16 protein-coding genes are annotated in these 15454 nt (G+C 43.1%); 4 read left to right on the forward strand and 12 right to left on the reverse strand.

Features of this window, described 5'->3' with window-relative positions; all coding sequences use genetic code 11:
• The 5 genes from IPH84_12595 to IPH84_12615 form a co-directional block, all read right to left on the reverse strand.
• On the reverse strand, positions 1-620 hold a 620-nt coding region (locus IPH84_12595; protein MBK7174043.1), incomplete at its 3' end, for a hypothetical protein.
• Positions 621-758: 138 nt separating this feature from the next.
• On the reverse strand, positions 759-1898 hold the full coding sequence (locus IPH84_12600) for a DUF4173 domain-containing protein (protein MBK7174044.1): 1140 nt from the start codon (positions 1896-1898) through the stop codon (positions 759-761).
• Complete coding sequence (locus IPH84_12605) at positions 1871-2248, reverse strand: hypothetical protein (GenBank protein ID MBK7174045.1); 378 nt, start codon at positions 2246-2248, stop codon at positions 1871-1873. Before IPH84_12605 ends, IPH84_12600 begins: the two co-directional genes overlap by 28 nt.
• Positions 2249-2353: 105 nt before the next feature.
• Positions 2354-2653 (reverse strand): transcriptional regulator, encoded by a 300-nt coding sequence (locus IPH84_12610; GenBank protein ID MBK7174046.1) that lies wholly within the window; start codon positions 2651-2653, stop codon positions 2354-2356.
• 371 nt (positions 2654-3024) lie between these two features.
• Positions 3025-3657, reverse strand: a complete 633-nt coding sequence (locus tag IPH84_12615; protein MBK7174047.1) for a hypothetical protein — start codon at positions 3655-3657, stop codon at positions 3025-3027.
• A gap of 668 nt (positions 3658-4325) precedes the next feature.
• Between IPH84_12615 and rplM the strand changes: the two genes are divergently transcribed.
• The 4 genes from rplM (at position 4326) to IPH84_12635 (ending at position 7223) form a co-directional block, all read left to right on the forward strand.
• Positions 4326-4781, forward strand: a complete 456-nt coding sequence (gene rplM, locus IPH84_12620) for a 50S ribosomal protein L13 (GenBank protein MBK7174048.1) — start codon at positions 4326-4328, stop codon at positions 4779-4781.
• 5 nt (positions 4782-4786) lie between these two features.
• Positions 4787-5173, forward strand: a complete 387-nt coding sequence (rpsI, locus tag IPH84_12625; protein MBK7174049.1) for a 30S ribosomal protein S9 — start codon at positions 4787-4789, stop codon at positions 5171-5173.
• Between the two features lie 109 nt (positions 5174-5282).
• Positions 5283-6200: a 30S ribosomal protein S2 gene (gene rpsB, locus IPH84_12630; GenBank protein ID MBK7174050.1), complete on the forward strand. Its 918-nt coding sequence runs from the start codon at positions 5283-5285 to the stop codon at positions 6198-6200.
• Between the two features lie 186 nt (positions 6201-6386).
• Positions 6387-7223 carry an elongation factor Ts gene (locus tag IPH84_12635; GenBank protein ID MBK7174051.1) on the forward strand — a complete coding sequence of 279 codons (837 nt, stop codon included), beginning with the start codon at positions 6387-6389 and terminating at the stop codon, positions 7221-7223.
• A gap of 98 nt (positions 7224-7321) precedes the next feature.
• Here the strand turns inward: IPH84_12635 and IPH84_12640 are convergent, their stop codons facing one another.
• From IPH84_12640 to IPH84_12670, 7 genes are all read right to left on the reverse strand, one after another.
• Positions 7322-7777, reverse strand: coding sequence for a GatB/YqeY domain-containing protein (locus IPH84_12640; protein MBK7174052.1), 456 nt, complete (start codon positions 7775-7777; stop codon positions 7322-7324).
• Positions 7778-7823: 46 nt separating this feature from the next.
• A complete protein-coding gene (ftsZ, locus tag IPH84_12645; GenBank protein ID MBK7174053.1) occupies positions 7824-9407 on the reverse strand; it encodes a cell division protein FtsZ in 1584 nt (527 codons plus the stop codon).
• 228 nt (positions 9408-9635) lie between these two features.
• Entirely contained in the window at positions 9636-10925 is a 1290-nt protein-coding gene (gene ftsA, locus IPH84_12650; GenBank protein ID MBK7174054.1) for a cell division protein FtsA, read from the reverse strand.
• A gap of 6 nt (positions 10926-10931) precedes the next feature.
• Positions 10932-11732, reverse strand: coding sequence for a hypothetical protein (locus IPH84_12655; protein ID MBK7174055.1), 801 nt, complete (start codon positions 11730-11732; stop codon positions 10932-10934).
• A 4-nt stretch (positions 11733-11736) separates the two neighbouring features.
• Positions 11737-13107 carry a UDP-N-acetylmuramate--L-alanine ligase gene (locus tag IPH84_12660; GenBank protein MBK7174056.1) on the reverse strand — a complete coding sequence of 457 codons (1371 nt, stop codon included), beginning with the start codon at positions 13105-13107 and terminating at the stop codon, positions 11737-11739.
• Between the two features lie 54 nt (positions 13108-13161).
• Positions 13162-14280 (reverse strand): undecaprenyldiphospho-muramoylpentapeptide beta-N-acetylglucosaminyltransferase, encoded by a 1119-nt coding sequence (gene murG / locus IPH84_12665; GenBank protein ID MBK7174057.1) that lies wholly within the window; start codon positions 14278-14280, stop codon positions 13162-13164.
• On the reverse strand, positions 14267-15427 hold the full coding sequence (locus IPH84_12670) for a cell division protein FtsW (protein ID MBK7174058.1): 1161 nt from the start codon (positions 15425-15427) through the stop codon (positions 14267-14269). Before IPH84_12670 ends, murG begins: the two co-directional genes overlap by 14 nt.
• Positions 15428-15454 lie beyond the last annotated feature (27 nt).

The raw sequence follows: 15454 nt of genomic DNA on the forward strand, positions 1-15454 counted from the left end.
ACCGGGATAAACAATGAAGCATATCCTACCAATTCATCCATTTTCGAACCATCAAACAATTCAGCAAACGGGAACTTCTCCATCATATAGACAGTATATCCTCTCACATAAGCGATGATCACCAATCCTGAACCTGCAATCAAAAGCGACCATTCCAGCAGTGCAAGGTTAAAAATCCTAGTTTTATTCGCCATGATCAATAAAACAGCCAACAGGATCATCATCAATGAGTTGATTACAGGCCCCAGCACTGGCCCGACCCATGTCAGTGGAATCAGGAAAAGGATATCCCATGTCATAAGCGAATCGGGCCAGTTAACCAGCCATTTCAGGAAAATGTAATAGAAAATATCCCAGATTGCGAAAGCATAGATAAACCAGGCAAAACGCGTAGTTCCATTTTTCCCCGCGATAATTCCAACAGTCAGCAGCATCACCAGGGTGGCAAGTTCCCGCAGCAACTCCGTGGAAATGATATGAGGAGCCATCGCCTTCACCGGGAAAACAAAACCTTCCGGATAATACAATTCCCTGAGGTAGATAACAACGATAGTCTCAAGCAACCCCATCGCTATGGCAAAAAGGGTTACGGCTATCCAGGGTTCTCGTTTTTGTAACATACGCATCAAATTATGTGGCTAAAATCTCAAATTCATCTCAATTATTCAGAAACAAGAAGCTTTATCCACGAATTTCACGAATCTTTATATCGGTTGAATTAACAGGTTGCTCAGAACATATTTTGTTTATAATTTTAATTATTCCCGGTTCTCCAGGAATCTCTTTGCCTGCCAGTCTCTGAGGCTGTATGATTGCCATTCTTTTGATGCAAGTGTTTTCTGATAGCTTTCTGACATTTTCCTTAGTTCCTCATCAATATAGCTGGCAACATTGGGATCAGCCTGTCGTATTCTTTCTTTATTCAAATTAAGCAATTTGATATTGTCCTGCGGCATTTGTAATAAATACCATCCATCCACCTTGGGTGCTGTGGGACGCAGATTGTAATGAATAATTAAGGTGTCCCAGTCTATCACACTCAGAATCAGGAAAAGTGCATAAAAACTCCAGGCATTTGCTTTCACAAGGTACCATCCCGATTTCCGTTTCCTGATTTTTGTCATCAGCAATACTAATCCGGTCATTATTAGTAACAGGAAAAAAATGATACCTATTCTTTTATATGTTAGTCCATACTGACTAATATAGAACCAGTTTTTCCATGCTACATTCAACCCCAATACCAGGTTTTGAAAAATCCAGACTATAGCGCCCTTTACCAGCCACTGATTACGGGAATAGAAATTCAGATTCCGCCTGAAGAGCACCATCATCACAATAATCGACAGTATAATGCTGAAGATCAGTAGGAAAGTTCCATCATGCAGGTTCCCTGACATCCGGGCAGCAGAAATTGTATGGTAATCTTTGCCCATTTCAAGGACTTCTGTAACGTTCACCACCAGCAATAGCAGATTCAACATCACCAGCAGGATAATGCCTACTCTGTATTCATCTTTTAACGCCATATTCCGTTGGGAAAAGGGTAGGGTATATCTGCTCTTCTGCCTGGTTCGGATCAGATGATCATTTTTGTGGATCTCTCTTTTTGACCAGTCCACCCACTTGCTTTGGTATAAGCCGCCAATTATAAGGAGTGAGGTGAATATGATAAAGAAAACATGCTCAAGGGTCAGGTATTGTTCAAGCCAGGCGAGGAATTGCCTGAAATACTCATCCAACTGAAGGAAATATTCATTGAACCGAAGATTGGCAAAGCGAAAGATGGTAGTGAAAAGAATCAGGAGCAGAATCGGGATGACAAATAGTTTCACTGCTTTCAATAACCAGGGTAAGCGGTTCCTGATTCTCAAAATATCAGATACTTCCGATAACATTGCGAAAGGCGCAGAAAAAAGTTAAGACCTGATTGCATTACCGCCGATAACAAGGATTTCAGTTCCGGTTTGAAGCTGAATCCAAGGAAGGCGAGAAAACTACCCATATATGCCAGTACGGATATGGGAGAAGTATAAAGTGCAACACCTATTCCTGCTATTCCCCAGCCCAGCAGACTGATTATTAGCTGCGCACTTTTTATTTCAGGCTTCCTGCTTACATAGATAAGGATGATAAGGATAGGCACAAAAAGAAGCGTATTCAGTCCCGGTGACTGATTATAAAACAGGAAATCGAAAATGATGATCCCTGCGAGAAGTGATAAAAGTCTTAACCATTGAGTTTTCATAGAAATAGTTTTAAAAGAACTTTGAAAGACAAAGTGAATTAACCAAAAAAAAGTGTTTGATTTTGTATATAGATGTCAATTTGGAGGGATTAAGGATGTCATGAATTATAACTCTGTTTTAAGCATTTGTTCAAGTCCGTCGATATGTTTTTTAAAAGCTTCCCGGCCTGCAACAGTTGCGAAGAAGGTCGTATTAGGTTTTCTTCCGATAAATTGTTTCTGTACCCTAATAAATTCAAGTTGTTCGAGTGCTGAGAGGTGGCTGGCCAGGTTTCCGTCGGTCAATTCCAGGGTATCTTTGAGTGTATTGAAATCCATCTTCTCATTCACCATCAGCAATGCCATGATCCCCAGACGGATGCGGCTGTCGAATGCTTTATTGAGTTGGCGGATTGGGTTGGTCATTGTGGATTTTAGATGTCGGATGTCGGATGTCGGATGTCGGATGTCGGATGTTGGATGTTGGATGTTGATGTCGGATGTTGGATGTCTGATGTCGGATGTTGAATGTCTGATTTTTGATGTCGGATTTGGATGTCGGATTTTGATGTCGGATGTTGAATGTGATTTGATTTTGGTATGTCTGATGTCGGATGGTCGGAATTCATTTTCAGATTCTTGGATTGTTCCTTGAAATTGTCGAATTGTCGGATTTCAAATTTTGAGCCGCAGGCTGGTGGATGGTAAATTTTCAGTTTTTCAAATCTTTCCATTTTCAATTTCACATCCTCATCATCTTCCAGCCTCATCCCTCACATCCTCAAATTGTCAAATTTTCAAATTTTCAAATTAACTTCATGTTTCCTGTAAACGTAAACTCCAAAAACAACATTCATCACCCCAAATCCCAGTCCCCAGAAGATCAGGCTATATTTCCAGAGGAAGAAAGCGATGAGTCCGAGAAGGAGGTTTACAATTCCCAGCCAGAAGAGTTCATTCAGGCTATACCGGCTGGCACTGATGAGAGCAAGTCCGTAGAATACCAGAGTGAGAGCGATGGCTGTTGGGAAGAGTATGGGTCCGCTGCCACTAAAGTAGGGGAGAAGTAATATCCCGCCACTTGCCATTGGGATCGACCAGAATAGCAGTACTCTTTTAAATATAGGAGTCCATAGCTTTTCTTTATGTTTTTGGGCGTTTCGTTTTGTTAATACAAAGGCCATGATCAGCGAGACCAATAGTATAACGGTTCCATCCATCATTAAAAATGGAACAGTTTGGTAGTTTACGAAAAGGAAAGGTTCGAAGAGGCTATAGCCGAAATAGAGGTAAAAAATTGCAAGTCCGGCTAAAGCTGCCAGTCCTGAACTAATTCCGGCCAGTCCGCTTAACGACTGAAACCTGGCTGAATGGTCCATCAGGTTACGGATGTCGGCTAAGGTTTGTTTGTAATCTTCCTTCGGTTCCATACAGGATATTTAAAGTACTTTGAGATGCAAAGTTAATGTTTTTATTCTTTCCACCTACTTAAAAGTGGTTTTTTTTTTAAAGTCCCATACGCCTAGCGGACCAAGTCTCAAGTCTCAATCGCCAGCTGGCGGACCAACCAAGTCCCAAGTCTTTTCTCGAATGAGCGCAGAAGTTGAATCTATCCTGGCTAGATCTCCAGGTCCACCCTCTGGCTCCGCTCAGGGAGACACTAAAATTTGCTGTTTCTTAGCTCCTCATCTCCAACTCCCCAAGCCAATGCTCCCCTTCGGGGCATCCCCACATCCCCAAATCTCCACCTCTCCTCATCTCCAAGCCAGCCCCCCTGGCATCCCTCCTCTCATCCCCTTCATCTCCACATCCCCAAATCTCCGCCTCTCCTCATCTCCACCTCTCTTCATCTCTAAGCCAAAGGCTCCCCTTCGGGCACAATCCGCAATCCACAATCCGCAATCCGCAATTAGATATTCACCATTAGACATTAGACATTATACATCCGAAATTATACATTAGACATTATACATCCGCCATTAGACATTAGACATTAAAATATTCTCTTTCATTTTTTGTATAATAGAAAAAAGGTTTTACCTTTGCACCCCTTTTAAGACAAAAAGGAAAATTTGATTAACAGACTATTACAATTCACATGAATACACTAAGTTACAGGACGCTGACCCCGAAAGCTGACCAGATCACAAAAGAATGGTTGCTGGTGGATGCTGAGAACGAAGTCGTAGGTCGCCTTGCTACCAAGGTTGCCAGCTTACTCCGTGGCAAGTACAAAACCAATTATACTCCGCATATGGATTGTGGCGATAACGTCATTATCATCAATGCTGAGAAGGTTCGTTTTACTGGTGCCAAGATGGATGATAAGGAATATATCCATTATTCAGGATATCCCGGAGGTCAGAAAAAGGCTACCCCAAGGGAAGTTCTGCGTAAGAAACCTGAATATATTGTGGAAGAAGCCATTCGTGGAATGCTCCCCAAAAACCGCTTAGGTGCAGAATTATTCCGCAACCTGCGCGTATTCGTTGGAAGCGAACACGATCACGGAGCTCAGAAACCAAGATTGATTAACATTAACGAAATCAAATAAATCACATGGAGAATACGAATGCTGTTGGCCGTCGTAAGACTGCAATCGCAAGGGTCTATCTAAAGGAAGGTACCGGTACCATTACCGTTAACGGACGCGACTATAAAGAATATTTCCCGGTGGCTATCCTGCAGGCAACTGTAGAACAGCCTTTCCATATCACCAATACATTTGGCAAATACGATGTTACTGTCAATATGGACGGTGGTGGAGTTAAAGGACAGGCTGAAGCCCTTCGTTTGGGTATCTCCCGCATCCTTTGCGAAATTGATCCTGAAATGCGCCCCCCTCTTAAGGCTAAAGGATTACTTCGTCGCGACCCACGTATGGTGGAACGTAAGAAATTCGGTCAGAAGAAAGCCCGTAAGCGCTTCCAGTTCAGCAAGCGTTAAAATGTGCGTGAAGGTAGTTTAGCATCTAAATTGCCAGGACTCCTCCTAAGGCGGACTACCTGGCAATTGTTTAATTAACGGAAAGTAAACTAAAACAGGAATAATTAAAATGGCAAGAACAACTTTTGAAGAATTACTCGATGCAGGTGCACATTTCGGTCACCTCCGCCGTAAATGGAATCCCAACATGGCTCCTTATATTTTTATGGAGCGTAACGGAATCCACATCATCGACCTCTATAAAACCGTCGCAAAAATTGACGAAGCAGCCTCTGCCCTTAAGCAGATCTCTAAATCAGGTAAAAAGGTGCTTTTCGTTGCCACCAAGAAACAGGCTAAAGCTCTTGTTTCGGAACTGGTAAAGCCGGTAAATATGCCTTACGTTACTGAACGCTGGCCCGGTGGAATGCTTACCAACTTCGCTACCATCCGTAAAGCCGTCAAGAAAATGGCTTCCCTGGATAAACTGATGACAAGCCCCAGTTTTACCAATATTTCAAAACGTGAACGTCTGCAGATTACCCGCGAACGTGCTAAACTTGAAAAGAACCTGGGTTCAATCGCCGACCTGAATAAGCTGCCTGCAGCCATTTTCGTTGTCGATATCATGAAAGAACATATTGCAATTGCAGAAGCCCGCAAACTTAACATCCCTACTTTCGCAATCGTTGATACCAACAGTGACCCGAATCTCGTGGATTTCCCTATTCCAGCCAACGACGATGCTTCAAAATCCATCGCACTGGTTGTAAGGAAAGTAGTTGAAGCCATCGAAGAAGGTTTATCAGAACGTAAACTCGACCGCGAAAAGAGAAGCGATGACGATCACGAAGAGTTTGATGAAAACGGTGTTCGTATCGGTATTGATGATCTGGATGAAGAAGAAACTGCAGCTGAACGCGAAATTGCCCGTAAGAAACGCCTTGCAGAAGGTGAAGAATCCAGTGACGAACGTTCAAAACGTCCCCGCAAAGTGGTAGCCCGCAAACCAGGCCCAAGTAGCGCTCCCAGGAAACCAAGACCATAATCTCTTTTTTGGGTTACTTTCTGATCACACTTTTGAGTATAAGGGGTTTAAGCCCGGCGCGTATTAAGTGGATCAGATTCTCTTAAGCTTTTAACACAAAGTTTTCGATAGAACAATAATATGATAATATGCAGATATGCCTTAAATGGTATATTGCATAAGTTATAACAATAAGAAATAAAACAAATGGCTAATATTACAGCTTCAGAAGTAAACAAACTCCGTCAGCAGACCGGTGCCGGTATGATGGATTGTAAAAATGCCCTCGTAGAAGCCGATGGCGATATTGAAAAAGCAATTGATATCCTTCGCAAAAAAGGTCAGAAATTAGCACTGAAACGTGCCGATCGTGATGCCAACCAGGGTATTGTGATTGCCAGGACCAGTGACGATAAGAAATTTGGTGCTATCATCATGCTGAACTGCGAAACTGATTTCGTGGCCAAGAATGAAGAATTCATTGAATTTGCTAAACGTGTACTTGATCTTTCTATTGAAGTTAAATGTAGTTCACTTGAGGCTCTGAAAGCTCTTACCCTCGATGGACGCAGCATTAGTGAGAGTGTTACTGATCTTACCGGAAAAACCGGCGAGAAGATGGAACTTGCTCATTACGAATGTATCGAAGCTCCCCGCGTTGTTGCTTATAACCATTTTGGAAATAAGCTTGCTACCATTCTTGGTTTCAACATGGACAATGTAGCTGAATTAGATGAGGTTGGAAAGTTTGTCGCTATGCAGGTTGCTGCAATGAACCCTGTTGCCCTTGATAAGGACGATGTGGCTAAGGATTTGATCGAAAGAGAAATGGAAATCGGTAAGGACCAGGCTCGTGCTGAAGGTAAACCAGAAGAAATGGTTGAAAAGATTGCCATGGGCAAACTCAATAAGTTCTACAAAGAAAGCACCCTGTTAAACCAGGAATTTATCAATGATAATAAGCTTTCAATCCGTGATTATATCACTAAGGCCAATAAGGATCTAACGGTAACTAAATTCTACCGTCTGCAGTTGGGCGCATAAGCCTGGCTTCTGAAAAGAAAAAATCCTGTCATTGCTGACAGGATTTTTTTTTGTTACCCATTGATGAATGATGGGTCTTGGTGGTTGGTTTACACCAGTTAAGATCCCAATGCTTGTTTGATCAGATCTGCAACGGTCTTGTTATCGGCCTTTCCGGCCAGTTCCTTGCCTGCTATTCCCATTACCTTGCCCATATCTTTTATGCTTTGAGCTCCGGTAGTTACGATGATCCGCTGGATGACAGCTTTCAACTCATCTTCACTCATTTGTTCAGGAAGGTACTTTTCGATGATAGAGGCCTGGAAAATTTCAACTTCTGCCAGTTCAGGACGCTGCTGGGCTTTATAAACCTCAGCACTTTCCCTGCGTTGTTTTACCAGTTTCTGTAAAAGTTTGAGTTCAACTTCACCGGGAATCTCGCCACTGCTGACATCTTTGCCTGTTTTTTCAAGGAGGAGAGCGGCTTTGATGGCACGCAAGGCTTCAAGTTTGGCTTTGTCTTTATTGAGCATTGCCTGCTTGATATCTTCGTTGATGAGAATTTCCAGTTCCATTTTCTGAGACTTTTATAAAGAAATGGCCAGGTAAAGCCAGTTTAGTTTAATCGACATTATCAGTAAAGAAGGGATTGCCCTCTTTTAGAATGGTTCTTGAAGCATTTTCAGTGTTCAAAGTATACCTCGAGATATTGGTATCATCGGTATTATTCGTATCCTGAAGTTCCACATTCCTGCGCATGTAAGCCGGTTGTTTTTCCATTTCTTCAATGGAGCCTGTATTCTTCGACTTCATGAAACTCAGGTCTTTCAGCTTGCTAACCCTGTCAAGGCGCTGTGATTCAGGTTCCCTTTGATTTGGGAATACCAATGGTTTATGCGTGCTTACAGGAGCCTGGGGAGTGGGAGGGGTTTCAATGCGCGGACGGCTGATTATCTCGAATTCAGGTTCATTTTTGATAACAGGACGAATTTCAAGAGGTTCCGGGGAAACTGGAGTTCTGTCTATAACAGGTTCTTCCTTCACGATAGCTTTTGGAGCCTGTTCGAACAGGGTAAGAGGAGTATCAATATTTATTTCCGGTACAATCTGAATAGGTTCTTCAACCCGGGCAACGGGTGCATGAATACTCTTATCAATAAGTGTAACCTCATTTACAGGTTCGGGTCGGCTGGTGAGAAAGGAAGGCAGTTGAAAGCTGTTCTGGGTCTCCTCATCCATTTTATGAACAATACGGTTTTTTTTATCAAACCCAGTGGCAATCAATGTAATGGCTATCTCATCGTCGAGCGATTCATCGATGCCATCACCCCAGAATACATTCGCGGTTTCGCCTGCCTGTGATGTAATATAGGCAGTAATCTCATTCAATTCTTCAAGAGAGATTTCATTCTTTCCGGAAGTGATATAAAGCAGGACATGGTCAGCACCTTTGATATCAGTATCATCAAGCAAAGGAGATGTAAGTGCGTGTTGAACGGCTTCCATGGCACGGTCGGGGCCACTGGCAATGCCTGCACCCATAATCGCTTTCCCACTGCTGCTCATCACTGTCTTAACATCTTCAAAGTCCACATTGATGCGGCCTGTAACAGTAATGATTTCAGCAATACCTTTGGCTGCAATAGTCAGGACATCATCAGCCTTGCCAAATGCCTGGCTTAACTTGAGGTCACCTTGCAGATCGAGAAGTTTATCATTGCAGATAACCAGTATGGTATCTACATATTTCTTGAGTTCTTCAATACCAACTTCAGCTTGTTGTAGTCGTTTCCTGCCTTCGAAATTGAAAGGTTTGGTTACGATGCCTACTGTGAGGATACCAAGTTCACGGGCAATTCGTGCAATTACAGGGGCAGCACCGGTCCCGGTTCCACCACCCATTCCGGCAGTAATGAACAACATAGAGGTATTATGCTCCAGTATGCCACGAATATCAGATTCCCTTTGCAGGGCAGAATCGCGTCCAACAGAAGGTATTGAGCCGGCCCCGAGACCGGTAGCTCCGAGTGATATCTTATTGGGAACAGGACTCAACGACAATGATTGAACATCGGTATTGCAGATGTAGAAATCAACGCCTTTAATTCCTTGCTTGAACATATGTGTTACAGCATTGCTACCGCCGCCACCAACACCTATGACCTTGATGATTGAAGCCTGTTCCTTTGGCAGGTCGAATTTCAGCATTTCTAACATTTTTCTCCTCCTAAAATTAGATGATTATTAATCCTGTATTGTTTACTATCCTTGAATATTTACTAACAAAATGATTGTTAATTATTAACTGCATTTTATTGAGATTTTTCGTCAATTGGTAATTTCAATTTTAAGCAGTTTTTTTCTTTGCCAGTCTTGATTGTATTATTGATTTGTCGGTGTATTGCACGTGTTTGATGCATTTCCTCACAAACCTTAACTTATACCTTCTTCAAAGAACTTATTGAACCAGTCCACTATACCTTTTCCGGCTCCAGATTTTTTGGCTGTTTTCTTTGGTTTTTCTTTGTCTGGTTCTTGAATTTCTACTTCCTGTGGTAAGGATTTAGTCTGTTCGAAACGATCCAATCCTAACATTACCAATCCTATACCTGTTGCATACATAGGACTTGTGATCTCTTCAGGCACAGTACTTGCCAGGTGTTCGCTGGGATATCCAATCCTGGTATCCATTGCGGTCATGAATTGAGTCAGCTGTTCAATATGTTTCAGCATGGCTCCACCACCGGTGAGTACGATTCCACCAATAAGCCTTCTTTCAAGTCCGGTAGATTTAATCTCCTGGTAGACATATTCAATGATTTCTTCCATTCGGGCCTGTATAATGCTGGCCAGGTTTTTCAGGGTAATTTCTTTTGGTGGCCTGCCTCTCAGTCCGGGTATAGCAACAACTTCTTCATTCTTGTTTTCACGTGCCAGGGCAGAACCAAATTTTACCTTCAGGTCTTCAGCATGTTTCTTGATGATGCTACATCCTGTCTTGATGTCTTCTGTAATGATATCTCCTCCGAAAGGTATTACAGCGGTATGCCGGATAATTCCATCAAGGTATATGGCAAGGTCTGTGGTGCCTCCGCCAATATCAACCAGCACAACACCGGCTTCCTTTTCTTCGTCACTAAGAACCGATTCTGATGATGCCAGGGGCTCAAGTATCATGTTTTCTACATTATACCCTGCCTTCTGAACGCACTTCAGGATATTCATCGCTGCCGAGGTCTGCCCGGTGATAATATGAAAATTAGCCTCTATCTGATGGCCCATCTGTCCTTTTGGCTCTTTTACACCGGATTCTCCATCAATGGTATATTCCTGCGGAATCACGTCAATGATTTTTTCTCCGGGATTCATAGCCAGGTTATACATACTTGATGTCAGGTAATCCAGGTCATCCTGGCTGATCTCAATATCCGGATTCCTGCGGATCATATTGCCACGATGCTGCAAACTGCGGATATGTTGTCCTGCTATTCCGACATTTACCGTGCGGATATTCACTCCTGACCTGGATTCGGCTTCCTTTACAGCAGCCTGTATCGACTGCACAGTATTTTCAATATTGGTGATTACACCCCTGCGCACCCCAATAGATTCACTGCGTCCATATCCGAGGACCTCGATCTTTCCAAGGTCATTCTTACGGCCTACAATGGCTGCTATTTTGGTTGTTCCTATGTCGAGCCCGACAATGATTTCCGATTCCATGATAATTTATTTAGTACAGACAACTTGATTCTTATAGGTGAGGTTGATCACCTTGTATTTTTGCCAACCCGTCCTGGATAAGCCGTGTTTATAAAATATTTTCAGGTTCTCAAACTTTTGACGGGCATCAGAAGTATCCCCAAATTCAACCGAATGTGAACCTGCTTTGGTAGCCATTCGGATGGTTCCGTCCGGTTTGATGTATATCTGCTCAATGAGCGCATTCAGGACACTGTCAGTCTCCAGCATCTCTGCTATCATGTGAATGTCGGCCAGAGATTTTGCATTTGGGATAGCAGTGGTTTTACCATCTTTCTTTGTAAAAATGGACTTTCCCGTTTTAATTGGAATATTGAATTCTCCATTGGCAACAACCACGCGTGAAGGATAAAAAGGATTTGCCGGGATCAGTTTGCCATTCACATCCAGGTAAAAACTGGTACCCATTGAATTGATCAGGCGTACCAGGGGTCGACAGGGTGTAACTTCTACTACTATCTTGCCTTCAATTGTGGTATGAGCATCCACGTAGTCAATGCTTGGGTTCTTACCCAGGAATTCAATGATTTTTTCAATTTCAATATCAAGTAAGAGTTGCTTCTCAAATTTTCCAAAGCGATCATTAAGCTGTTTCTTCAAATCAAAGGCTGTGAAAAGGGGGTCGGGACCGGCATCTCGAAGTTTAACCTCCAGGCCGGAACACGCTTTAACCTCATGGTTCCTGTTCGAAAAGCCCATCAATACAACAGCTCCGGCTGCCAGGCCGAGCCATAATACCAGGAGGAGAATCTGCAGGAATATTTTCATTTTCTTATGATAATTTTAAGGTCAGGTATCGTTCGATGGGTGCAGCCAGAGTATCAATATCGCCTGCACCTAAGGTCATTAGTACTTCTAAATTGTTCACATCCAGGCGTTCCGGAAAATCCTGCAAGCTGGCAAGGATACATTTGTCACCTTGGATTTTTGATTGCAGCATTTCAGAGTTTATTCCGGGTATAGGCATTTCCCTGGCAGGATAGATTGGTAAAAGGATGATTTCATCCAATAACTCCAGGGACTTTGCAAAGTCATCAGCGAAGTCACGTGTTCGGCTAAAAAGATGCGGTTGAAAAATACCGGTAATCTTTTTCCCCGGGAAAAGCTTTCGTGCCGCGGTGATACTGGCTGTTAGTTCAGCCGGGTGATGGGCATAGTCATCAATATACACTTTGTTCTTTCCCCTGAATCGAATATCGAATCTTCTTCTAACTCCCTGGAAAGATTCAAGCGCTGGCCTGATGTCATCTTCATCAGCTCCGCAAAGCCATACTGCTGCCAATGCTGCAACGGCATTTTCAACATTATATAATCCGGGAAGCCCGAGTACTAAATCTTTCCAAACACCTCCGGGGAAGTGGAAGTCAAAATGATAGAGACCTTCCCTTAGTTCCAGATGGGTAGCCTTGAAATCACCGGAGCCTTCCATGCTGTAGTGATATAGTGTGCACTCTTCCTGGAGTTTAAGAGGAAGTTCCAGGCCTGATTTGAGGATCAGGGTTCCACCTGGCATAATATTGCCTGTAAACTCAGTGAAAGTGCTCAGCATTTTGGAGTGGTCACCATATATATCCAGGTGGTCAGCATCAATACTGGTGATCACTGCAATGAATGGGAAAAGCTGTAGGAATGACCGGTCAAATTCATCAGCTTCAGCTACCAGGAAGGGTGATTCATCGGACAGTAAAAGATTGCTTTCATAATTCTTGCTGATTCCTCCAAGAAATGCCTGGCAATCCAGTTCTGATTGTTTCAGCAAGTGGGAAACCAGGGTCGTTGTAGTTGTTTTACCATGAGTTCCCGCAATAGCAATGGTTTGGAAGTCCTGAGCAATTAGTCCCAATACTTCGGCTCTTTTCAGGATACTGATTTTCTTTTGGATAAAATACCTGTATTCGGCATGGTCAATGGGAACTGCCGGTGTATAAACGACAAGATTAACCTGGTTGGGAATCAGAGTTATATTCTCCTCAAAATGGATAACCATTCCTTCTTCCTGCAACTGATCAGTGAGTGCAGTAGGAGTCCGGTCATACCCATGCACTTTCCATCCGGAGGAGAGGAAATATCTTGCCAGGGCACTCATACCTATACCTCCTATTCCCAGGAAATAAATGGTGCCGGAAGTGGGAAGCTGTTGCATAAGTTGATGGTTGTTGCTATTTTGAGTGATGAGTGTAATTTCCTATTTGTTGTTTTAGTTTTTGATTTTAAGCAGACTTAAAGCATGCTTTGCAATGGTTTCAGCCGCATCTGGATGAGCAAGGCCAAGTATGTTCTTCCGGAGTGAATCCTGAAGCACCTTGTCAGCTGAGAGCTTAATCACCTCTTTCACCAGTGTTTGTCCGGCATCCTTGTCCTTTACCATGATTGCTGCATTTTTAGCCGTCAGGGCAAGGGTATTTTTAGTTTGATGATCTTCAGTTACATTAGGGGAGGGTACCAGGATGCATGGTTTTCCAATAGCACATAATTCGGAAATGGCAATGGCTCCTGACCTCGATATCACGATGTCAGCAGCTGCATAAGCCATATCCATCCTGCTTATAAAGGCTGTAGTCATGAGTCCTTTTCCCTTGTAAGGACTCACTGATGTTGCCGCGATTTCAGCATATGATTTACCGGTCTGCCAGATGAGCTGTATATTTTGTTCAGCCAGAAGATTGAGTCCGGAATGAATGCTTTGGTTGATGGTACGTGCCCCTAAGCTTCCTCCTACAACCAGCAGGGTTATTGGGCCTTCCTGCAAGCCAAAGTAACTTAGAGCCTCTGATTTCGTGAGGTTATTTCTTGTGATATCTTGCCGGATGGGGTTTCCGGTAATTCTGATTTTGGAAGCGGGGAAGAATTTTTCCATTCCTTCGTAAGCAACACAGATCAGTTGGACCTTACTGGCCAGCATCTTATTGGTGATACCAGGATATGAGTTCTGTTCCTGGATGAGGGTTGGAATACCCATTGAAGCTGCAGCGTTTAAGGTCGGGCCTGAAGCATAACCACCGGTTCCAATTACGATATCTGGTTCGAATGACCGGATAATGCTGCGGGCTTTGATAAGACTGGAAATCACTTTGAAAGGAAAACTGAGATTATCAAGGGTTAACCTTCTTTGTAAACCACTGATCCATAGTCCTTCGATTTTAAATCCGGCTGCCGGAACCTTTTCCATCTCCATGCGTCCTTTGGCTCCTACAAACAGGAATTCTGCATTAGGTACCTGGTTCCTGATAGCATTGGCAATGGCGATAGCCGGGAAGATATGTCCCCCGGTACCTCCTCCGCTGAGGATTACTTTTATGGAATCAGGTTGTTGCATATTCTGCTTGTTTCTCGTCTTTATTCGATTCCAGTTCCTTGCTCACGCTTAAAATGATTCCCAATGCTATACTGGTAAACCATATACTGGTTCCTCCCATACTTACTAATGGCAAAGGTTGTCCTGTAACCGGCAACAGGTTAACTGCCACGGCCATATTAATCATTGCCTGGAAGACCAGGCTGAATGTGACACCAATCGCAAGGAATGCTCCATAGTTCCCGGGCGATTTTGCCACAATCACTATCCCCCTGTATAGTAAAATCATGTACATAAGCAGGATTAACACAGCTCCAATCATGCCATACTCTTCAGCTATAATGGCATAAATGAAGTCGTTGAAAGGATTTGGAAGGAAATTTTTCTGCATACTGTTTCCGGGTAGTTTCCCTACCAATCCTCCCCTGGCAATAGCGATCTTGGCTTGTTCTACCTGGTAGTTTTCTTCACTATTCCCACTTGAGAAATTAGTCACCCTGTTTTGCCAGGTGCCTAATCGGCCACTGGATTTAGGGGAAATGAATAGTACGGCAATGAAAACTGTAAGTAAGATTACCCCAATTCCAGCCATCCCAAACAGATACTTCATATTCACTCTTCCGATGAACATTAATACAGCACAGGTTGCAAACAGGATGGCAGCTGTAGAAAAGTTAGCCGGGAGAATGAGAAAACAAATTACCAGTATTGGCAGAAGGATAGGAATGAAAGCATTATTGAACTCCTTGATGTTTTCCTGTTTTTTGGCAAGCATACGTGCAACAAACATGATTAATGCAAGCTTTGCAAAATCAGAAGGTTGGAACATGATGTTTACACCTGGAAGGGTTGTCCAGCGTGATGCTTCATTGATGGAGGCCCCAAATACCAATGTATAGAGTAGAAGGGGAATTGAAATAATCATTGCCAGCTGGGAGATCCGGGCATAATATACATACTTGATCTTATGGGCAATATACATCAGGAAGAATCCGAAAAGCAGAATACTCAAGTGCTTCAGCAGGTAGTATTCAGTATTTCCTTGTTTAAACCGGTAAGCTAAAGTTGTAGTGGAGCTATAGACCGCCAGAATAGAGAATACCGAGAGGATAATCACCACTCCCCATATTACCTTGTCACCTTTTATTTTTGGCAGTATCTGCACCATGATCAGTTCCTTTGAATGTTGTATTTT

Source organism: Bacteroidales bacterium, assembly GCA_016707785.1.
In the GTDB taxonomy this organism is placed as follows: Bacteria; Bacteroidota; Bacteroidia; order Bacteroidales; family UBA4417; genus UBA4417.